Here is a 20,982-nt window from a genome sequence, read left to right as displayed (position 1 = left end):
CCATGAATTTTCTTCGCCGGATGGCATGTATTGCGACGACGCTGATGACTGTTGTCGCGCTCGGGGCAATGTGGCCCGCCGCGACTTTTGCGCAGGAGATACCCGTTGCTCTGGCGGACGGAACGGTTGTCATGCCCGATGGCTCGACGGTCGGCGGTCCCTCGAACTCGACCACCGCGCCGGGCTCCACTGTAACGCCAGGCGAGATTGGCGCGGGTGCCTCAAAGGCCATCGATAAGCTCAGCACACTTTTCGACTCGGTTATCCCCGCCGCTGTCACCGCAAGTCAACTGATCAAGGACGACGCGGACAAGTTCGCCGGCGGTCTCGCCGTCATCACCATCGTTCTGGCCGCGATCCGCTTCGCGGGCACGAAGGATCCCGTTGGCGCGTGGATCGCCTTCTTCGAGGAACTTGCGATTCTGGGCATATTCGCGGCGATCTACGTGGGATACGTCAAGGCCGCCCCCGGCTTCTATAACTGGTTCCTCGCGCTCTCGCAGAAGATCACAGGAAACATGCAGAGCGGGCAGGGCATCTTTTCGTCGGCGTCCGGGCAGATCTTTGACGCGGTCATCGCTGCGTTCGAAGCCGAGCACTGGTACAACTACGTGAAGCTGGCGATCGGCATGGTTCCGCTTCTGCTCGCGTGGGTGGTCCTGATGGTGACCTCCGTTGTGTTCATCTTCTATGTACACATCGGGCAGCTGCAGGCGGCCGTTGGCATCGTGCTCGGGCAGGTCGCTTTCGCGCTCGGCTTCTCATCGTTCACACGCGGGTACTTCAAGGCGTGGCTCGACTACATGATCAGCGCCGGAATGTATGTGGTCATCGCTGCGATCCTGGTGCGCCTCGTCACTGGCTCGATAACGACGGCGCTGGCGCAGGCGCAGCAGATCGGGCTGTCGACGGCGGAAGGTTCGACTTATGTCCTCGACCTCGCGTTCTTTGTCCTCCTGCTGTCCTTCGAGATTCCAAAGATGGCCGGTATCTTCGGCGGCGGTGCCAACGCATCCGGTTCGATCCTCGGCAAGCTTGCGAGTAAGGCAACCGGCGGTGTTGTATGACCGCGGCGGCATTGCACAAACCGCTCGCGGCGTCCGCTCTGGTCGAGCAGCATCGACGGCGGGTGGATCTGATCGAGCAGTGTGCGAACGAGGCAAAGCGCGCCGAATTCGACAGGAAGTGGATGGCGGTACTGTTGCGCTGCGGTGACTGGTTTTCTTCGCTGCCGCTGAACGCCGAGTTCTATCGTGAGCCTGGTGGCGCCTTCCGCTTTACCGTGGAAACCGCGTTCTACGCGATGCGCCTTGCCGGTGGGCAGAAGTTCGGCACTAATCTGACGTCGGAGAAGCGCCGCCGGATCGAGCTGCAGTACAACTACGCGGTGTTTCTCGCCGCGATCTGTTCGGGCCTCGATGAACCGCACCGGCACTTCATCGTGACCCGGGAGCGCGACATGGCCGAGTGGAACCCGTCAGCGCACGGCGCGGCCGCCGCATGGCTTGGGGAGGCTCCCTACCGGGTTGGACTCCGCGATACGGCGCTGCCGGTTGAGCGAATGCGCACCGGGATGCTCGCACAGATGCTGATTGGTCCGGATCTGCTCGGTGGGCTTGATGCCGAAGTCCTGTCGGAACTCTTCGGGGCGATCAACCCGAGCATGCGACCACTCGACTCGGAATCCCTGACGCATAAGGTCGTGAGACAGGCGATTGTTACTGCCGCGGACTTCGACCGGAAGGCGCAGCGTGCGGTGTTCGAGCCCGTGCAATTCACCGTGCCGTCGGCAGTCGACGTGGCGGCTGTCCTTCAGCCAATAGTCACGCCTGCCGGCGCGCCGGCCCAGCCGCCTGCGCCCAGCGCACCGGTGGCACCTGCTGCGGGGTCTGGCGGCTCTGCGGCAGACCCATCCACCGAGGCTCCGGTGGTCCCGTCAGCGGCGACGCAGACGGCTATGGCTGCAAGCCCAACTGCTCGCCCACCGAAGTCCCTGATGGACGTCCTCGACATCGAGCAGGACACGGCACAAGGCGTTGCGCCTGTTGCAGCTCCGGCGGAGGGTCGCGCCCGCGCAAAGGCCGCAGACCAGATGGGCCTTCCGTTCCCGGTAGACGACGCCCGGGTGCAGACCGCGGTAAATCCGGCGGACGTTCCTTCGGCTGCGAGCCAGCAGCGCCAGGCCGCGTCGGCCGAGCCACAGGTGTTCGATGAGGTGCTCAGTGGTGCGCCCAACATCATCCGCGAACTGTTTCGCGCGCTGCGCGAGGATGTCGCGGGCGGCAAGGCGAAGGTTGCATGGTCCGAAAAAGGCCTCGTCGTGACCAAACGCCTGATTGGTAACTACGGCGTGACGAGCGACACGCTTGTCGAACACCTTCGCAAACGCAGCCTTCTCCTGACGAATGCAAATGGCGAGATCACGCTTGCACCGCGCGCGGGTGAACTGATCCTCGCGCGGAGTGGAACGTGAATTACATCAACCATTTCCGCCCGATCTACGAATTTCGCGCTGCAACATTCTGGCTTCTCGCTTTACTCGTCCTGCCGCTTTCAGGCATGCCGTACGGCTGGGCATTTGCCCTGTTTGCTCTCCTTGTGCTGGTGTTCCGGTCGACCCAGATCTGGACGGCGCTCAAGTTCCGGATGGCGATTTCGACGAAATGGCTGACCACGCTCGACGTGCCGAAGCTGCTGAAGATCCAGCAGCGCATGCGCAAGGAAGCCAACTCGATGTACCTGGGCATCGGTTACGAGTGGACCCAGAAGCACTGCCAGATCGCGCACGACATCCTGCGTATGCCGACGACGGACATTCCTGGGCTGCCGCGCTGGCTGTCAAAGTCGCGGACGGGCCGCAAGATTGAGGAGGCCATCGAGTCGCTCTTCGCGCCGGCCGACAGTATCCGTGATCGCATGCCGCAAGGCTCGTCCTGGATTCACGGCATGGAGCCGAAGAAGGGGCTTGTGCCGTTCCACTACAAGGCGATGGGCGGCCACACGCTGGTGGGTGGCACGACAGGTTCAGGAAAAACCCGGACCTACGAGGTGATATCCACGCAGGTGGTTCACCTTGGAGACGTCCTGATCTGCATCGATCCGAAGAACGACAAGGATTGGCGTGAACGCGTGAGGCGGGAGTGTGAACGATCGGGCCGGAAGTTTCTGTACTTCAACCAGGCGAAACCATCAGAGTCGATCCGGCTGAATCCGATCGAAAACTGGTCACAGCCCTCTGAAATTCCGAGCCGCATCTCGCAGCTGATGGAAGAAGGCCCGTTCCGCGACTTCGCGTTCCTTTTCATCGACCGCGCGGTCAAGGGCGAACTCTTCATCGGCGACAAGCCAACCCTGCGCTCGATCCTGAAATACGCGCAGGCAGGTGTGACGACCCTGCTGGAAAAGAGCCTGAAGCGGTTTTTCCGGGAAAACGGCCTGCCGGATTGGGAAACACTTGTCACGGCCAACGCGGCGAACATCGGAAACAAGCCGGGCGCGACGATCGTAGACGGGATGGTCGCACTCTACAACGCCCGCTTCACCGCGTTCGACAAAGGGCACGAAACCATCGACGGCCTGGTGGCCACGCATACGCACGACAAGGAGCACTACATGCGCATCATCGCGTCTGTGCTTCCGTTGCTCCAGATGCTGGCTACCGGCGAGACAGGTCTGATGCTTTCGCCAAAAGCGGACGACTTCGAGGACGAGCGCGAAATATGGGACATCGACAAGATCATCAAGCAGAAGGCCGTGCTGTACATGGGCCTCGATTCCCTGTCGAACAACATCGTGCAGAAGGCGATCGCTTCGATGATTCTCGCCGACGTCGCCGCGGTGTGCGGCTCGATCTACAACTTCTACGATGTGCCGCCTGATGTCGTGCTCATCATCGATGAGATCGCTGAAGCGATCAACGAGCAGGTCATCCAGATCCTGAACAAGGGCCGCGGCGCAGGATTCAAAGCATTCGTCGCGTTCCAGGCACGCGCTGATCTTGAGGCACGGCTGGGAAATGCCGCAAAAATGCTGCAGGTTTTGGGCAATCTGAACAATCAGATCATCTTACGCTTGGAAGACAGCGACACAGCGCAGTGGTTCTCTGACAAGGTCGGTGAAACCGCCATCCGCAATCTCGTTGTGACCGGCAGCACGAGCACGGGGAGCGAAGCGCACGTCGGCGAATTTAACGGGTCCGTGTCGCGGTCCCTGCAACTGGAGAAGGTCCCTTTGATTCCAACCCGTCTGATTCACGGCCTGCCGAACCTGCAGTACTTCATGCGGATCTCCGGCGCGGCGGTGTATCAGGGCCGTATTCCAATCCTTCAAGGCTGAAAACCTACGCATGTCTGCCGTATTCAAACAAATTATCCGCGACCACAAGCTTTCGTCACGCCTCGTGCCGGTTTTCACGCTGGCACCGGAGCTTGAACTCGCGTGCGCGCGCCTAGCTGACTTTATCGGTGAGCGGTTCCAGGGGGAGACAGATCCGCTCATCGTCGAAATGCTCCAGTCTGCGCTGGCGGCGTTCAAACGCACCCGCAAGTCTGGAACCCCTCATGTCGCCTTCATGCAGGGGCTGTTCGAGCGGGCCCATCTGCTGTACGCGCGGCGGTACGTGGCGCGCCAGGGCGAGAAGTACTTCGTCTGGTCGCCCATGTTCGAGCCGATCCCGTCGTTTGAGGCCCGTCACGGCGACTGGGAGACGGGTATGGTCGACGAGCGCTGTCCGGAAATCATCACGCAGCGCTCGGCCGCGTTCCAACTGGCCGCGCGCGCACTGACAGGCGAGAGCTTCCGACTTTATTTTGAGGATTACGATGTCGCTCACAGTCTGGCTGATTGCGAAGCTGTCGCGGGTTGATGACGGTGTTGCGCGGCGTGCGCTGACGACCGCACAGTCGCAGGACGAGATGTCCGCGGCGGCGCCCGCAGAATTTGCGAGGGGCAGGGGGGCACTGGCCTATGCGCTAGGTATCTTCATCACCCGCAAGCCGGTTCACTTCTATCTGGGGCTGGCAGGGCTGGTCATTTTCCCGGTGTACCTGCTCGTTCAGCTGGCGGTGTACTTCTATGGCAAATAGCCGCTTCGTCTCGCACATCAAATGGTGGTTTTTTATCGTGCCCATCATTTCTGTCTTCATCATGCCGGTGATTCCCGAGCGCACGCTTTTCGAGATTCCTGACGCGGAATCGAAATCAGTGGTCGCTACGGTGGGCGAGGCGCGCGCGGACGAGGCGGTGTCGCATACCAACCTGCTGTTCAAAAGGCTTTTTGTCGAACCGGGATTTCTGCGCACGACGATGGACGCCACGCGCGACGACACGTTAAGCGACGGCGGTGTGTCAGATTTTGCGCGCACGTGGGTCCGGAACTTCTGGCTGCTGGTATACCGGGTGCTGTATCGGGTAATCGTCATGAAGCTCTGGTTACTCGGCACAGCCGTGTTCTGTCTGGCGATGTTCGTCGACGGCTCCGTACGCCGCAAGATCAAGGCCGCGGCGGCCGGCTTCGCCAGTCCGTTGTCGTTCCATCTGGCGGGGCACGGCATCCTGCTGGTATTTGGCGTGGCATTCACCGTGCTCGTCGTCCCGCTGCCCGTGCTGGCGCAATACTGGGTGGTGGTTGCCCTGTGCCTCGGGGCACTGCTGTGGAAGGCCGCCTCGTCGTACCAGTAGCCTTCGGGATGGTTATTTCCGGAAAGCCATCAAAAGAACGCGGTCTTTCCGCCTAAGGGCGCGTAACGTGTTGCGCGCATCTCGCCGTTCGATAACAGGCGGTGTCTGTCACCGTAGGCCCGCGCCGACGGCCAGTGCGCCGCACGAGTCAACCGCCCAGCCGTCTGTCCACTCGATTCAGACAACTAATCTCGACGCATGCACCTACTTCCTGAATGACCGTCATCGAGCGCTTCGAGTGGATCGCGTGGGGCGATCTAAGCTAGTCGTCATCCGACTCAGTGCGGCCAACAAAAGACACTCGATCGTATGGTCTAGAACGTCGACAATCGGCGTTGATTCGCAACGGATACGCCGTCAGCGTCGGGAAGAAAAGCCGCCTCCGATTTGCTCGATCCGGCGAATATTTACCTTTCCCTTGGCAGTGGAGGGTTATCACTCGCCGTGCGAAAGCATCGCGTAGACTCGCGCGACATTAACGCTAGCTTCAGGAAACGCGAAATGACGCGGCTACGCCAATCGATCGAAACTTACATTCTTGCTAAGGATGGGAACCGTCCGCATCTGATGTCCCATGCATTCGCTGCCGACGCCAAACTCGTGATGGATGTCAGAACGGCAGAGATATCATTTCCGACTACGGTGAAAGGGCTTAGCGGAATATCCAACGCGTTGGTAAGTCAATTCGCGCAACGCTACGAGAACATTTATACATTTTGCATCGGAACGCCGCCAGGCAGCGAGACTACGTTTCGTTGCGACTGGCTCGTATGCATGACGGAGAAACTGTCCGGTGCGGCGCGCGTGGGTTTCGGCGAGTACGAATGGCATTGTCGCGATGAATCCGGTCTGATCTCGAATCTCAAAATCACGATCGAAGAGATGAAAACACTGCCGTGCGAATCGGGTAACTCGATCCTTGCATGGGCCGCGATGCTCCCTTACCCGTGGTGCCCGCGCGATCTGCCATTGCAAACCGCGCCGAATATCCTAGCAACTCAAGAGATTGCGAGACACTTAGCGGGTTGCAAGTGATTATCGTCGGGCTCAGTGCGGCCACTTTCGGCCGTTCACCCGTACGAGCAAGATCGTCAACAATTGGTCATGACCTCCGGCGTTCCACTCGGCAAGAAACGGTGATGCTTCATCACGCCGTGCCCCGTCTCACAGGCGATCGAATACTCATGTCCGAATCTGGCCAGAGTCACGCGCTGGTTTCCGCTAAAGTTTGAGCATGAACCTCGACCCTGACACCTGCTATCAGACATTGCTTTCGCGAGATCGCCGCTTCGATGGCTGGTTCTTCGTCGGCGTCACTTCGACGGGTATTTACTGTCGACCGGTTTGTCCCGTCCGGACCCCAAAGCGGCAGAACTGTAAATTTTTCCCTAACATGGCAGCGGCTGAGAAAGCTGGGTTTCGCCCCTGTCTGCGCTGCCGTCCGGAGTTGGCACCCGGAAATGGACTACTTGATGCGTCGGCCCGACTGGCGCAAGCGGCCGCGACACTCATAGAAGAGGGTTTTCTAAACACCGCAAGTCTCGCAGAGCTAGCGGCGCGCATTGGCGTTACCGACCGGCACCTCCGCCGGATTTTCGATGCCGAATACGGCGTATCGATGATCGAATTCGCTCAGACGCAGAGGTTGCTGCTAGCAAAGCGCCTCTTGACTGACACGCGTTTGCCCGTCACCACAGTGGCATTGACAGCAGGGTTCGGCAGCGTCCGGAGGTTCAACGACCTGTTTTTGAAACAGTATGGTTTGAATCCAGTTCGGTTCCGGAAGGAGATCGACTCTCATCCGCAGGAAACGATCACCTTTTCGCTTGGATACAGGCCGCCTTTTTCCTGGTCAGGCGTGCTTGCATTTCTCGCGCATCGGCAAATCGACGGCGTTGAGCAAATTGGCGACAACTCCTATGCCAGAGTCATCGAGCTAAAGCGGGGTAGCCAGAACCTAGCGGGCTGGATCAGCGTAACGCACGCACCACAACGGTACGCGATCAACGTTAAGGTTTCTATATCCCTGACGCCGGTCATCGCACCGGTTCTCGGCCGAGTTCGACGAATGTTCGACCTTTCCGCCCGCCCGGACCTGATCGACATGCATCTAGGCGAGCTGGCCGCTGAGTTACCGGGTATGCGGGTTCCCGGCACCTTCGATGGTTTCGAGATTGCGGTGCGCGCTATTGTCGGACAGCAAATCTCCGTTCCAAGCGCACGAACGATCTTATCGCGTATGGCTGGCCGTTTTGGGACGAAGCTCGCAGGCCCCTTCGACTTGACGACGACGTTTCCTTCGGCAACGGTGTTCGCCGACATCCCGGTCACCGCACTTCAGGAGGCAGGCATCACACGCATCCGGGCAGAAGCAATCATTGCCGTCGCGAAGGAAGTATCCGCGGGTCGGATTGTTTTGGAACCGTTGGCACCGCTAGAAGAGACGCTCGCCTCGCTAAGGAGTATCCGGGGAATCGGCGAATGGACGGTCCAGTACATCGCTATGCGCTCGCTGGCATGGCCCAATGCATTCCCCGATGGCGATGCCGTACTGAAGAAGCAGCTAGGCTATTCGAGCGCACCAGCACTTAATCAACACGCCCAACGATGGCAGCCGTGGCGAGCCTATGCAACGTTGCACGTTTGGCGTCGCCACGAAGCGCAACGCGAATAATCCCGGTCTGCCGAGTTCACGGCCCGTAGAGCGACGCTGTCCCGGATGCCCCGGGCGAGGCGATTATTAACGGCGCCGATCTCGATCGACGAAGCATTGTCGCGCGACTCATTCGTGTACCCGCCACTCGCAGCCTTGCAGAAGTGACGGATGCAAGCGCCTATTACTATTCAACCACTGGATCGACATATTCAATGAACGTAATCGAACTGCTCGCGCTTGCTGCTATCTGGGGTGCATCGTTTCTTTTTATGCGTGTGGCGGCACCGGAGCTCGGACCGATCCCTCTAATCGCGCTACGCGTCACAATTGCGGCAATCGTTCTGGCGCCAGTGCTTCGATCAGCAACAGCACGTAGCCAGTTTAGATCCAAAGCGTGGCCGTTGTTCGTCGTGGGCGTGACCAACTCTGCCGTACCGTTTTGTCTGCTCGCATTTTCGACTCTCTACGTGAACGCGGGCGTTGATTCGATCTTGAACGCGACGACCCCACTCTGGGCTGCACTAATCGCGGTCGCTGGTTTCCGAGGATCGATGCGACGCGGGCAGGCCATCGGGTTGATGCTTGGGCTTGCGGGCGTCGTGATTCTGGCGTGGGGCACCCTCATCGGCGGTGCCGGCGCTCTCCCGCTGGCGATTGGTGCTGCACTGCTCGCGACTCTGTTCTACGGATTTGCGGTGAACTATTCCAAACGTCATCTGGCGGGCGTGAATCCGTTCGTTGTCGCTTTTGGCAGTCAACTGTTTGCTTCAATCTTGCTGATCCCGCTCGCGCTGTTCTTTTGGCCAAGGCACGCCGTCGCGCCGTCGACCTGGGCATGCGTCGCAGCACTCGGCGTGGTGTGTACGGGCTTTGCGTACGTGTTGTTTTTCAGGCTGGTTGAGCGTGTCGGTGCCGCATACGCTGCGTCTGTCACTTTTCTTATCCCTATCTTTGGAATGATCTGGGGCGCGGCTTTCCTGGGGGAGGCGATCACATCGGTGATGATCGCTGGATGCGCGATCGTGCTCTTCGGAACAGCTTTGGCGAGCGGAAAGCTCGGGTGGATGCTGGCCCGCAGCGCATGACCGTCCGCTCTGGAGGGTGGCGCAGGACCGTTGTGGTTCGCTATGTAAACGTAAGCGGCTCGTCTGGGCCGTTATGGACAGCGGATTGAGGGTTTGGGTAATTTGGTGTCCACCAAATTATTGCGGACACCAAAGTGGACAATACATTGAAGGCGCGCGCAGCCGGTGGCGCATATAAGCGACCGAATTTCCCTACGGAGTTCAAACGGCGCCTGGTAGAGCAGTCACTTGAGCCAGGTGCCTCGGTAGCGTTGATTGCGCGTGCCAACGAGGTTAATGCGAATTTGCTGTTCAAATGGCGACGGCAGTATCTGCAAGGTGCCTACGGCATCCCGTCGCTTCCCAACCCCACGATATCCGATCCTGCCCGGGAGAGTGCGCCGCTGTTGCCGGTGAGCATTGTCGCCGACACCGCCGAATCGACCCCGGTGACGGTGCGCGACGCGGGGGGCGTGAACACCGTGGTTGAGAGCGTGTGCGAGGTGGTGTTCAGCAATGCGTGTCTGCGGATCCGCGGCGAGGTCTCGCCCGCCACGCTACGTCTGTTGATCCGTGAGCTGTCGCGATGATCGGCCTGCCGGCGGGCACACGTATCTGGATCGCAGCAGGGGTGACCGACATGCGCTGCGGCTTCCAGGGCCTGGCCGCCAAGGTACAGACGGCGCTTGAGGAGAATCCGCTGGGCGGTCACGTGTTCATCTTCCGCGGCCGTCGCGGCGACCTGGTAAAAATTCTTTGGGCTACCAGCGACGGGCTATGGCTGCTTGCAAACTATCTGGCTTCATACTACAACTCCTTTGGTTGGATGAGAGGGTTTTGATTCTTTCGTCGCCTGCACCGCAGCTACGCGGTCAGCGAGCCGGTCCCATCGACTACTATGCTTCACCGGTGGGTTCGAATCGGGGACTTCGTAGAGATGCGCATAATCGTTATAGGCGTGTTTGGTGACGATGCCGTGTTCCACCCATCTGACGAGCGTGGCTTCATGGATTCCAAGCCGCGCGGCGGCCTCAAGTCTCGTCAACATGCCACGATCCCGCAGTCTGTCGCGACGGGAGCGGAGCCCGTTTCGCTGAGCCTGATATGCGACGCGCAGCGCGGTAAATCGGATGTCGGCCTTACCTGGCCGGACACAACCACCAGGGCGGATACCCTGATTGTTGAGGATGTCAGCAATCTCGGAGCATATGTGGCTGTCGAGAAGCGTGTCGATGAGTTCCAGGACCTCTGGCCGGGTCTTAACCTGTTGTGCAGAGGTTTGGGGATTCTGCGCCGTCAGGGTTTCAGTCCTGCCAGCCTTGAAGCGGACGTGAATCCTGGTTGTTCCCTCTTCTGGCAGTTTGACCAGCGTGACATCCTCGATAATGTAAGCGAGTAGCCGCTTGCGTTCACGGTTCGGTAGTGATTGGTCACGCCAGAGCGTTTTGAAGTCGGTCGTCATGGCGATGAGTCGGTCGCGGATTGCATCGTCGACCACGAGACGTTCCTCCTGCTGGCTACGCTCCCTTTCCTCCCTGGCGTTGGCCAACGTGCGTAACTTGTCGTTCCATTCATGCTCGAGCGTGTCGGCGACCAGACGATTATCTGGGGCAACCAGCATGAATCGTCGCTGTGCAAGATCAGCCTCGTACTGCGCGCGTTCGACGGCCCGAAGGCGCAACCGGTCTGCTTCGTCGTGGCGGGCTTCGATCTCTCTGCGAATCTCCAGCGCCAATTCAACGGCGGCCGGAGTCATCATGGCGGCGACCAGTGCACCAACCGCTTCATCTATAGGCGCTCCGGCAATCGACTGGCAGCAGGGTTCGCCACGAGTGCCTTGTGCGCGATCGCAGATATACCACGCTTCCTGTCGTCCGCGTCGTGTTGCGTACCGGAGCCGGAAGTGCCGGCCGCAAAGCCCGCAAACCGCGCGCCCCTGTAGCAGGGCTGCGCCTTCCCTGGGCGGCGACGCTCGCGCAACCTCGTACCCTTGACCATTGGTCTTGAGAATCTCGAGATTCTGCTGAAACTGTTCCCGTGTGATGTACCCGGGATGGGCATCCGGGATGCAGGCTAGCCAGTCGTCACGTTCGCGCTTCCGAGTCAGACTCTTACCATCAGCAGTCCGCCGGTAATACCGCCGGCCATAGAAGTAAGTGCCTGCGTAACGCGGGTTGTTCAGTGTCCGGAGCGCGGTCGACGCGGTGAGGGGCTGGAAGGTTATCAGCTTCTCGTTGCGCATGCGGGATGGAAACAGAAGCCCCTCATTCTTGAAGACCTTGACTGTCTGACAGGCAGAGCCTACCCGTGAAAACGTCTCGAAGAAGTACGCGATTGTCTCCCTGACCTGCGAGTCTGGGTCAAGCACCACGTTGCCGAGTTCGTCGTACACGAAGCCTGTCGGAAGTCGACAGCGAAACTCGCCACGGCGCGCCTTGTTCAGGATTCCGCCACGCAATCGGGCCTTGATAACATGGAGTTCGGCCTCGCTCATTGTTCCCTTGAGCCCGAGCAGGAGCCGATCATTGAAGCTGGCCGGATCGTATACTCCGTCTTCGTCCAGAATCAGCGTATCAGCGAGGGCGCAGATCTCCAGCAGGCGATGCCAGTCGGCATTGTTTCTCGCCAGGCGTGACACCTCCAGGCCCATGACGATGCCGGCCCGGCCCATGCCGACATCAGTAACCAGCCGTTGAAACCCCTCCCGCCAGGACGCCGACGCTCCAGATTCACCTTGATCGCTATCGATCGTGATGATCTGGTCATCGCGCCAACCAAGCGCGGTCGCACGACCACGCAGGGCGTACTGCCGTTTCGTGCTCCTCTCGACGTTCTCGACGACCTGTCGCATCGACGACTGCCGAATGTAAAGGTACGCACCCCGCTCGAGGTGATGAGGTTGAACTTTATGCGATGCGTTCATAGTGTTCCCCACTTATTGAATGTCATGGCCATGCCTGCGAGTGCGTAAACCACGGTGTTGCGCTCGAAGGATCGTGCATGTGGTGCGGATTGGGTCGGAATCGGTTCCGGGCGCGTGCCGGTAGTGACCGACATGCATGCCCATGCCCACATGCCTCGATTTAGAAAGACGTTGAGCCCACGCCGGGCGTCTGCAGGCAAAACCTCCCCCAGCATGGCCGAACGCATCACCTCGTACTGCGCGACGACGGCGGGCGAAAGCGTCGGTGGTCTGGCGTCGGCTCTGGTTATTCCGCCGTTTTTTTTACACCGAAGGCACGTTCGATCGTTCTTGGATGCACATCGAGACCAAATTCCTTGCGAACCAGCCTTGCCAGTTCGCGTGCCCGAATCGGCTCTCCAGGGGCAAGCCGTGTCTTGAGAAACGCCAACACATCACCCTGGATCTTGTGTGGACCATGCGGCCCCCGCTTCCTCGGCATCAGTCCAGCGATCCCGCCTTCCTCGAAGTCCATCCGGGCCTGATAAAAGGTCGGTCGTGAGACGCCGTATTCGTCGGAAACCGACGTCACCGATGCCTTCTCGACGGAGACGCGGCGCAACATCTCGTACTTCACCTGCACGGCATCGTGCGGGTCAAAAAAACTCCCTTCCTGAAACTTGGGGTCCAGGACGTTCTCCGGCATCGGATTCAACGCGCCGTCCTCTGTGAGAACGTCGATCTTCGAGCGCTTGCGTTCGATGGTTGTGGGCACATTCAACTCCAGATGACTCAAAGAGTATATGTAATTAAAATATGCCGCAATGCAAGCCTTGTCAAGGTCAATAAAGATGGACTTTAGTCGTAATTTTACGGAATAGTATTGCGACTATGGCTGCGTTAATGAAAGAACGTGCGGCATAATTACATTACATAAGCGGCAAAATTAGGCTTACAGCTAATTGGCGCTATCAGCTCGCCTTTGCGAGGAGAGGCGTGTCACGAGGCAAGCAAGTTCCATCAAGTCCGCTACCGTGAACAGCGCACGTTCTTGCCCCATGGTGACCTCAGGATCAGGCTCGCTCATATCGGTCCACTTCGGGGGAACAGAGCAGAAGCTCTTGTCGTCGATGCGCAGCAAGAGACGCTTGCCGGAGCGGTTATAGCGCTCGCCAACGCAGACGAGCTGCCGGCCACTGAAGGGATGGAAGGGATGAGTTATGCGGACAAGCTGCGCCGAGGTAGCAACAAGGCCTGCATTCCGAGCTATGTTACAAGCGGCTCGAGCGTGGCCGCTTCGTTTGGCCGCAGGCCGATAGCGGCAAGATCCATCTGACCCACGCCCAGCTGTCGATGCTGCTCGAAGGCATCGACTGGCGGCAGCCACGCCGCACCGCTGAGCCACTGTCGATGTTGTAAACCGCGCGGCACCTGCGTAAACTGCGTGGCATGTCTGATGCCAGCGACCTTCCTGATGACATCGATGCACTCAAGGCCTTGCTGCTCGAGGCGCGGGCGTCCCTGGCCGAGCGGGATCTGGAAATCGAACGGCTCAAGGCGCAAATCGACAAACTCAAGCGCATGCAGTTCGGCCGCAAGTCCGAGAAACTGGACCGGGAAATTGCGGAACTTGAGACCCGACTGGAGGACCTGACCGGCAGCCGGGGCGTGGCCGAGACGCGCGAAGCGCAGGCCGGCAGCAGCAAGGCGAGCGCGAACCGTGCTTCGCGCGAGGCGCTGCCGGAACACCTGCCGCGCGAGGAGCATGTGCTGGAGCCGGATCCGGTTTGCCCCGAGTGCGGCGGCCAGATGCAACCGCTGGGCGAGGACGTCTCCGAACAGCTTGGCCGCATCGCGGCAGCGTTCACGGTCATCCGTACCATCCGGCGCAAGAAGGTCTGCGCGTGCTGCCGCCGCATCGTGCAGCCGCCTGCGCCGAGCCTGCCGATCGAGCGCGGTATCGCACACCCGAGCCTGCTTGCCGACATTCTCGTGGCCAAATACGCGGATCACCAGCCGCTGTACCGGCAGTCGGTGATTGCGGCACGCGACAAGGTCACGCTGGACCCGGCGAGCATGGGCCGATGGGTCGGCATGTGCGAGTCCCTGGTCGATCCGCTGGTGGAGGCGTTGCGCCGCTATGTGATGGCCGGCACGAAGCTGCATGCGGATGACACGCCGATTCCCGTGCTCGCGCCAGGCAACAAAAAGACCCGAACCGGACGGCTGTGGGTCTATGTGCGCGATGATAGTCGGGCTGGCTCGAAGGAATCCCCCGCGGCATGGTTTGCCTACTCGCCCAACCGGCGCGGGGAGCATCCCCAGCGCCATCTGGCCGACTTCAGCGGCATCCTGCAAGCGGACGCTTACGCCGGCTTCGACGAGCTGTTCAAGGATGGCTCGATTCGCGAAGCGGCGTGTCATGCGCACGCGCGACGCAAACTCTACGACATTCACGTACGCACGCCATCAGAGACGACCACCGAGGCGCTCAGATGCATTGGCGAGCTCTATGGTATCGAGGCCGGCATCCGCGGTAAGCTGCCAGCGGAGCGACTGCGTGTGCGGCAGGCGCAGGCCAGACCCTTGCTCGAAAACTATGGCATGTGGCTCAGGGCAAAGCTCAAGACGTTGTCGGCCAAGTCGGACACAGCCAAAGCGATCAACTACTCGCTCAACCAGTGGGATGCGTTGACGCTGTATTGCGACGACGGCACGGTGGAGATAGACAACAACATCGCCGAAAATGCGCTGCGTTGTGTGGCCCTGGGTCGAAAGAACTTCCTCTTTGCCGGCTCCGACAGCGGCGGCGAGCGGGCGGCGGCGATGTACTCGTTGATCGCGTCGTGCAAACTCAATGGCATCGACCCGCGCGCTTACCTGTGCCACGTGCTGACCTGTATTGCCGATCATCCAATCAACCGCGTCGACGAATTGCTGCCCTGGCGCGTTGCCGCAGACCTGCAAAATCCACCCCAACCTGCGGTTCCGACCGGTTGAACAACAGCGGTGGACAGCACGCCCCGATCGCCCGGAGCGGCTCACACGCGCTGAGCCGGTAGCCGACTGCACCTGGGACACCGGTCCGTTACCCGGTAACGCTGAAGGGCTACCGTGGCACCTGGAAGTAGGTATCCCATTCTGCGGAGTCCGGATCGAGCCTGCGCACGATCGCCGCGTCCGCCCGCACTGCCAGCCGCTCCAGCATCTCACGTTTCGTTACCGAGTAACGGCGTGCCAGCCGTGCGAGCGCGAGATCGGCTTCAGTGGTCACCCACATATCAAGCCGCCGCTCCCCGTTGCCATCGTTTCCAGCTGTCGCCCGCCTTGCCCGGAAGGCGGCCTGCCGCTCCGCTGTTGTTTGCGCCATCGGTTTCCCCTCGTCGTTGTTACCCGGTAACGATATGTCTGAACTCGTTACCGGGTAACGCAAAATACCCAAAGGAGATAGCATGTCCCGCTTCACATCGCGTTGTCCAGGAAAAACCGAACGGTCCAGGCGAGGCGCTTACATGTAAACCTTTGCATAGCGAACCGAACCGGTCACTCGGCTTTCCCGGCAACGGTCATTCAACACGCGCGTGGAAGGCGCTCCAAGGTTGTTTCGGGTATTGGTGCAGCTGTGATGGCTGCCTGCCCATCGTGTGAGAATTCCAGTGGGCAGGATTGAGGCAGCCACAGATCACGTTTTCTGCTCATGTCGCACATTCGCGCACACATCCTTAAGCACGTCTGCGAAAGTTGTCGCGACGCGAGTCCGACCGGTTCCCTTCGGCCATAGCAAACCGAGTTTTCGGGACAATTCCGGATGCGTTATGGGTATCAGGTTGATGCATTCGAAGCCCACCCCGGCACGTTCAGGAACGATGGTTGCAAGCTGCCCTTCCACGGCGACTGCCAGAAGCGACTCCGTGGTATCCATTTCTACGACTACCCGCGATTGCACGCCGGCAGCCCTGAACGCATCTTCAATCAGGATGCGCGTCGAGAATTTTGGCGAGAGCAGCGCAAGGGGAACCGAATCAAGCGTTTTCCATTGAACCCGGTGCTTTTGTGCGAACGGATGGCCCCGGCCGACGGCCAGGACGAGCCGCTCCGAGAAAAGATACTCGGATTCGACGTCGTCCCGTGAAGCCGGATGGAATGCGATACCGAGATCGAGTGTTCCCAGTGCCAGGCTTTCCTCAAGTTCTGCCGCGAGAAGATCCTGGACCACGATCCGCACCTTCGGGTACCGCTGATTGAAGGACGTGACAGCTCGAGGCAGAAATGAAAGCGGAAATATCGGGATAGCGCCCAAGGTAAAGGTACCTGCATCCAGCTCGTTGAGTTCCTGCATGGCACGCTTGGCTCGCATCGTTTCATTGCACGTGCGCGCCGCATAGTCGTGAAAAACCCGGCCTGCCTGTGTGAGGCGAATGGTTCGCCCTACTCTGTCAAACAACGCGATGCCCAGTTCCTCTTCGAGTTGGCGAAGGGCGTGCGACAGCGTGGATTGCGCAACGCACATCTTTTCGGCTGCGCGTGAAAGGTTGTTGAGCTCGACGATAGCCAGGAAATATCGAAGGTGGCGCAGTTCCATATGTCTCCCGCTGGATCATTGATCAGCGTAACGATATCGATCGACAGCATCGAATGATTTTATCGAATTAATTCATTTTTCCGATCATCGACACCTAAGTACCATTATGCGTTGACACACCTCGATATCCCGATTGATCAATGAGCGGGCTCGTCGCACGTGGTTGGTGCACGTGACGGACGGTCAACTCACCTGACGGTGTCATGTCAGTCGGTCTTACCTTTGGAGCACCTAATGAGCGACGCCATTGTGCGGCACCGTACCCCCGCGCACCTCGAAGCATCGTGGGCACGAGAATTCTCGGAAGCAATTGAGGTCCCCGCGAGCGCGAAAACCATCACGTTGAGTGGGGTAGGCGCACTGCCGTCGAATCTCGACGCCGAACCGCACACGGTAAGCTATTTCGGCGATTTACAAACGCAAACGAAAAGCGTGTTGGATCAGATTCAGCGAATCCTCGAAGGTAAAGGGTATGCGTTAGGCGATGTGATTGCCGTGCAAGCTCTTTTCGTTGCAGAGCCAGCGAAAAACGGTGCGCCAGACTACGGCAGTTTTTCGAGCGTCTATGCCGACTATTTCGGCTCGCCAGCGCAACCCCACCTGCCCACCCGGACTCGTGCACAGGTAGTGGGGCTTGTCGAACCAGGCTGGCTGGTAGAAGTGACCGTGACGGCGGCGAAGGTCTGATCGCACCACCATCGATCCGACCTTTTTGTTCATTGATCCAGCGACATTGTCGACAATCCAGACGCGGCAGTCGAAGGGCGGCTCCTGGCCGGTCACTGCCTGTCGTTGGTCGGCGGCACGCGACCCGAAAGGACTTTCGCCGCTCCAGAAAGCGGTCAGTCGTACGACCCTTGAGAGAGCTTGTCGGTCCCTTCCTTGCTGCTCTAATCGCCAAGCCCGCTGATCATCGTGGAAATCGAATCCTTGAGGGATTCGAGATGTCTGGTCATCGTGTCACAAGCCAACTTTTCATTCATCTGCAAGATTGCGTCGACCAGTGCCCGATGCTCTTTTACGGAACGTTGCATTGAGCCAGCGTGAAAGGTGATCTGACGGCCGTAAGGGGACAGACGCTGGCGGATTGAACGAGTCTGCTCCGCGAGGAAATTGTTGTGCGATGCCTCGTAGATAGCCTCGTGAAACCGTGCATTGGCGTCGTAAAACGCCTTTGGCTTTTCGGCTAGAGCAGCTTTCTCGCATTCATCGCGCGCGGCACGAATGCGTTCAAAATCTTCGGCGTTACTGCGACGAGCGGCCAATTGCGCGCAGGCCGCCTCCATAAAACACATGGTTTCAATCATCTCCGCGAAGGCCCGTTCTGACAGGGACGCCACGAAGGTGCCCTGATGAGGGTGGTTCTCCACCAGTCCGCTGGCCAGCAACGACTTGAGCGCTTCCCTGACTGGTGTTCGGGACATGCCGAACTGTTCAGCCAGTTCCGCCTCGTCAAGCTTCGTTCCGGGTACCAGACGACGCTCCAGAATATCCCCCTCCAGGCGGAGCCTGAGGCTCTCCGAACGTGTCCGGGCTGCCGGCAATCGCTCGATCTTTCTGACCTTCTGTTCCATCTGGTGCTCCCCATTCGCGGCTTGCGCCTTTGATCCGACGGAGTCGCAACGGCCCACGTCTTGTGATTTGACACCAATCACCGGCTTATCGAACAGGGCCATCAGCTACACACAACAACTCCCCATCAGTATACCAAGACACTAATTTTGGATAATATAGATTGTAACGTACTATTTTATAACGATATTGTAAAATTCGTTCACGTCGAGTTGCGTTACTCGCAGTCCCCGACAACGTGATGACATGGCAGACGCATACGAGGCGAACGTCGCGCCGGGAGGAAAGGATAGGGGCAGGAAGCTTTTTGGCATCGGATGACTTCGTGACCAGGCGAATGATCCTTGGCCAGCAGCGACGACGCTTGCGATCACCCGCACGCCTTTACCATTGAGAGAATTTCAAAGTGAACGCATCTAACCTTCCCGTCGTTGTCTCGGTACAAAGCAGCAACGATCACGCTTTCAGCAAAGCGCCCAAGGCGACAATCCGGCTGATAGAAAACTTCGGCGTGGAGGGCGACTCGCACGCTGGAGCTACCGATCAGCACGTCTATCACGTTAAGCGGTTTGGCCAGCGTCCGAACCTGCGACAGGTCCACCTGATCCAGGCTGAGCTGTTCGATCAGGTGCTGGAGAAGGGGCATACGGTGCGCCCCGGCGACCTGGGCGAGAACATCGCAACAAGGAATATTGACCTGCTCAACCTGCCGGCGGGTACCCGTCTTCGATTCGGCACGGACGCAATTATCGAGCTAACCGGTCTGCGCAATCCCTGCGTTCAGATTGAGAATTTTCAGCCCGGGCTGCTTCAGCACGTCGTGGAGTCAAAGCCGACGGGGCTGGTGCGTAAGGCTGGCGTGATGAGCATCGTCCTGCAAGGAGGAGAACTGCGGCCAGGCGACCCGATAGAAATCGAGCTACCGCCGCTGCCTCACGAACCGCTCATTTATCGTGTCCCGGAGCTCGAAGTGCGGATTGCGGCAATCCGCCGGGAAGCGGAAGGCATTCATTCGTTGGAGTTCCGTGCCTTAGACAACAGTGCCCTTCCTTCTTTCACAGCCGGTGCGCACATTGACCTGATGCTGGCCCCCGGGCTGACGCGAAGCTACTCGCTCAGTAACGATCCGCAAGAACGAAATCGCTACGTTGTGTCGGTCAACAAGGACCCCGGCAGCCGTGGTGGTTCGAGGCACGTGCATGAGCAGTTACGCGTCAGCGATCGGCTGACCGTCAGCCCGCCGCGCAATAACTTCCAGCTCGACGAGACTGCCGGGCACACGGTCCTGATCGCCGGTGGTATCGGCATCACGCCCCTAAAAGCCATGATTGCGAGACTCGATAGCATTGGCAGGCGCTGGGAACTGTTCTACGCGGCAAGAAATCGCGTGACGACGGCGTTTCTGGAAGAACTGCAACACCTCGAAGACGCGAATCCAGGGCGCGTCCATTTCCACTTCAGTGCGGAGTCGAAAGGCGCGCGACTCGATGTCAAAGCAATCGTGTCGGGTGCGCCCGGTGCGTCGCACCTTTACTGCTGCGGTCCCCAGTCGATGATCGAGGCATTCGAGGAGGCGACGGCAACGCTACCGAGGTCTCAGGTACACGCAGAGTATTTCGGGGCCAAGGGCGCAGCAGCCGTCGATGGCGGCTTCAGGATCACGTTGCATCGCTCTCAGCGAGAGCTTGAAGTGCGTCGCGGCAGCACGATCCTGGAAACGTTGCTGGCTGCCGACGTCACCGTGCCGTATTCCTGCAAGGAAGGCGTATGCGGCTCGTGCAAGGTAAGGGTCATCGAAGGCCGGCCAGATCATCGAGACTCGGTTCTGAGCCCGGACGAGCACGCCCGGAACGATCAGATGCTGGTGTGCTGCTCTGGGTCAAAGACGCCATCGCTTGTGCTGGATTTATGACCTGGCAGAGTGACCGGCAAGACTGCTGGTCGGTGAAGCCGCAGGGATCGTCATTGTCCTGAGTGTCAACCATCTGTCTGTCACTACCGACTGACCGCTGTTGGCCGAGACTGTGTCAAAACGCGTAGCACTACGACTTAGCTAGAAAGTTGGCTTGTCAGAACGCTCTATACGGGCTTCGTGACCCTTCCCGAGGGGTCAAGCGACCCCATAAAACCTGGTGTTTTTGAGTTTTGACACAGCCTCGGCCGATCTCTGCCTGATGCGATTGGCTCAGTTCGGCCATTCTCGGTCCTTCAAACATCGAAACCGAACGACTGTCTTTCCATGCTTAACAGACGTCCAACTCAATAAGCGGAGTCTCCGCCCAAAGGGCGCTTTGGGTGCATCCCATGCCAGTAACCTCAATCCTGCCCGACAAGGTTCGCGAGGGAGGTATCATCTATTGCTGATTTATCGGGCAAATGATCCGCTGTGGTGGATCGTTTTAGTGCGACGATGGCATCCTTCATCAACGGTGATAAAAAAATAAATGAAGCCCGAGAGTAAGTCCTATCCTAGATCCGCAGCATGCGGGATGCTGCGTGCCGCGCTTGTCACGTGCTGTTTGACATG

The 20,982-nt window shown here is 59.2% G+C and carries 21 protein-coding genes; 15 read left to right on the top strand and 6 right to left on the bottom strand.

The window, feature by feature from the left end; all coding sequences use genetic code 11:
• Window positions 1-2 precede the first annotated feature (2 nt).
• From ACUN0E_RS00245 to tnpB (ACUN0E_RS00195), 11 genes are all read left to right on the top strand, one after another.
• Window positions 3-1,067, top strand: a complete 1,065-nt coding sequence (locus tag ACUN0E_RS00245; RefSeq protein WP_408485368.1) for a type IV secretion system protein — start codon at window positions 3-5, stop codon at window positions 1,065-1,067.
• Window positions 1,064-2,473 carry a TraI domain-containing protein gene (locus ACUN0E_RS00240; RefSeq protein WP_445565198.1) on the top strand — a complete coding sequence of 470 codons (1,410 nt, stop codon included), beginning with the start codon at window positions 1,064-1,066 and terminating at the stop codon, window positions 2,471-2,473. The genes ACUN0E_RS00245 and ACUN0E_RS00240 overlap by 4 nt, the downstream gene beginning before the upstream one ends.
• Window positions 2,470-4,335 carry a conjugative transfer system coupling protein TraD gene (traD, locus tag ACUN0E_RS00235; protein WP_445565197.1) on the top strand — a complete coding sequence of 622 codons (1,866 nt, stop codon included), beginning with the start codon at window positions 2,470-2,472 and terminating at the stop codon, window positions 4,333-4,335. Before ACUN0E_RS00240 ends, traD begins: the two co-directional genes overlap by 4 nt.
• A gap of 10 nt (window positions 4,336-4,345) precedes the next feature.
• Window positions 4,346-4,864, top strand: coding sequence for a hypothetical protein (locus ACUN0E_RS00230; RefSeq protein ID WP_408231991.1), 519 nt, complete (start codon window positions 4,346-4,348; stop codon window positions 4,862-4,864).
• Window positions 4,821-5,084, top strand: a complete 264-nt coding sequence (locus ACUN0E_RS00225) for a hypothetical protein (protein ID WP_408231994.1) — start codon at window positions 4,821-4,823, stop codon at window positions 5,082-5,084. The genes ACUN0E_RS00230 and ACUN0E_RS00225 overlap by 44 nt, the downstream gene beginning before the upstream one ends.
• A complete protein-coding gene (locus ACUN0E_RS00220) occupies window positions 5,074-5,679 on the top strand; it encodes a DUF4400 domain-containing protein (RefSeq protein WP_408231997.1) in 606 nt (201 codons plus the stop codon). Before ACUN0E_RS00225 ends, ACUN0E_RS00220 begins: the two co-directional genes overlap by 11 nt.
• A gap of 501 nt (window positions 5,680-6,180) precedes the next feature.
• Complete coding sequence (locus ACUN0E_RS00215; protein ID WP_408510761.1) at window positions 6,181-6,714, top strand: hypothetical protein; 534 nt, start codon at window positions 6,181-6,183, stop codon at window positions 6,712-6,714.
• 199 nt (window positions 6,715-6,913) lie between these two features.
• The gene (locus ACUN0E_RS00210; protein WP_408214458.1) at window positions 6,914-8,353 is read left to right on the top strand and encodes a DNA-3-methyladenine glycosylase 2 family protein; all 1,440 of its coding nucleotides are present in this window, start codon (window positions 6,914-6,916) and stop codon (window positions 8,351-8,353) included.
• Window positions 8,354-8,547: 194 nt separating this feature from the next.
• Window positions 8,548-9,420, top strand: coding sequence for a DMT family transporter (locus tag ACUN0E_RS00205; protein WP_408214455.1), 873 nt, complete (start codon window positions 8,548-8,550; stop codon window positions 9,418-9,420).
• Between the two features lie 134 nt (window positions 9,421-9,554).
• On the top strand, window positions 9,555-9,989 hold the full coding sequence (gene tnpA / locus ACUN0E_RS00200; protein ID WP_445565196.1) for an IS66-like element accessory protein TnpA: 435 nt from the start codon (window positions 9,555-9,557) through the stop codon (window positions 9,987-9,989).
• Window positions 9,986-10,240: an IS66 family insertion sequence element accessory protein TnpB gene (gene tnpB, locus ACUN0E_RS00195; protein WP_445565195.1), complete on the top strand. Its 255-nt coding sequence runs from the start codon at window positions 9,986-9,988 to the stop codon at window positions 10,238-10,240. Before tnpA ends, tnpB (ACUN0E_RS00195) begins: the two co-directional genes overlap by 4 nt.
• Here tnpB (ACUN0E_RS00195) and ACUN0E_RS00190 read toward each other — a convergent pair.
• The 3 genes from ACUN0E_RS00190 to ACUN0E_RS00180 all read right to left on the bottom strand — a co-directional run bounded on the left by ACUN0E_RS00190 (window position 10,202) and on the right by ACUN0E_RS00180 (window position 13,523).
• Complete coding sequence (locus ACUN0E_RS00190; protein WP_445565194.1) at window positions 10,202-12,322, bottom strand: recombinase family protein; 2,121 nt, start codon at window positions 12,320-12,322, stop codon at window positions 10,202-10,204. The genes tnpB (ACUN0E_RS00195) and ACUN0E_RS00190 overlap by 39 nt on opposite strands.
• Before the next feature lie 286 nt (window positions 12,323-12,608).
• Window positions 12,609-13,076: a helix-turn-helix domain-containing protein gene (locus ACUN0E_RS00185; protein WP_445565193.1), complete on the bottom strand. Its 468-nt coding sequence runs from the start codon at window positions 13,074-13,076 to the stop codon at window positions 12,609-12,611.
• Window positions 13,077-13,259: 183 nt separating this feature from the next.
• Window positions 13,260-13,523, bottom strand: a complete 264-nt coding sequence (locus ACUN0E_RS00180) for a DUF5372 family protein (protein WP_445570339.1) — start codon at window positions 13,521-13,523, stop codon at window positions 13,260-13,262.
• A gap of 32 nt (window positions 13,524-13,555) precedes the next feature.
• Between ACUN0E_RS00180 and tnpB (ACUN0E_RS00175) the strand changes: the two genes are divergently transcribed.
• Together tnpB (ACUN0E_RS00175) and tnpC are read left to right on the top strand one after the other, a co-directional pair.
• Window positions 13,556-13,720: an IS66 family insertion sequence element accessory protein TnpB gene (gene tnpB / locus ACUN0E_RS00175; protein ID WP_445570338.1), complete on the top strand. Its 165-nt coding sequence runs from the start codon at window positions 13,556-13,558 to the stop codon at window positions 13,718-13,720.
• Between the two features lie 30 nt (window positions 13,721-13,750).
• Window positions 13,751-15,301 carry an IS66 family transposase gene (gene tnpC, locus ACUN0E_RS00170; protein WP_445565192.1) on the top strand — a complete coding sequence of 517 codons (1,551 nt, stop codon included), beginning with the start codon at window positions 13,751-13,753 and terminating at the stop codon, window positions 15,299-15,301.
• 109 nt (window positions 15,302-15,410) lie between these two features.
• Here tnpC and ACUN0E_RS00165 read toward each other — a convergent pair whose 3' ends face one another.
• A complete protein-coding gene (locus ACUN0E_RS00165) occupies window positions 15,411-15,581 on the bottom strand; it encodes a hypothetical protein (protein WP_445565191.1) in 171 nt (56 codons plus the stop codon).
• 402 nt (window positions 15,582-15,983) lie between these two features.
• Window positions 15,984-16,883, bottom strand: a complete 900-nt coding sequence (locus ACUN0E_RS00160; RefSeq protein WP_445565190.1) for a LysR substrate-binding domain-containing protein — start codon at window positions 16,881-16,883, stop codon at window positions 15,984-15,986.
• A 234-nt stretch (window positions 16,884-17,117) separates the two neighbouring features.
• Here ACUN0E_RS00160 and ACUN0E_RS00155 point away from each other — a divergent pair, with 234 nt between their 5' ends.
• A complete protein-coding gene (locus tag ACUN0E_RS00155; protein ID WP_445565189.1) occupies window positions 17,118-17,570 on the top strand; it encodes a Rid family hydrolase in 453 nt (150 codons plus the stop codon).
• A gap of 203 nt (window positions 17,571-17,773) precedes the next feature.
• Here the strand turns inward: ACUN0E_RS00155 and ACUN0E_RS00150 are convergent, their stop codons facing one another.
• Complete coding sequence (locus tag ACUN0E_RS00150; RefSeq protein ID WP_445565188.1) at window positions 17,774-18,559, bottom strand: GntR family transcriptional regulator; 786 nt, start codon at window positions 18,557-18,559, stop codon at window positions 17,774-17,776.
• A gap of 302 nt (window positions 18,560-18,861) precedes the next feature.
• Here ACUN0E_RS00150 and ACUN0E_RS00145 point away from each other — a divergent pair, with 302 nt between their 5' ends.
• Window positions 18,862-20,367, top strand: coding sequence for a 2Fe-2S iron-sulfur cluster-binding protein (locus ACUN0E_RS00145; RefSeq protein WP_445565187.1), 1,506 nt, complete (start codon window positions 18,862-18,864; stop codon window positions 20,365-20,367).
• Window positions 20,368-20,982: the final 615 nt, after the last annotated feature.

The sequence above is a fragment of the Paraburkholderia sp. D1E genome, from assembly GCF_052682275.1.
Note: the sequence above shows the minus strand (reverse complement) of the source record. Positions and strands in the feature narration are given on the sequence as shown.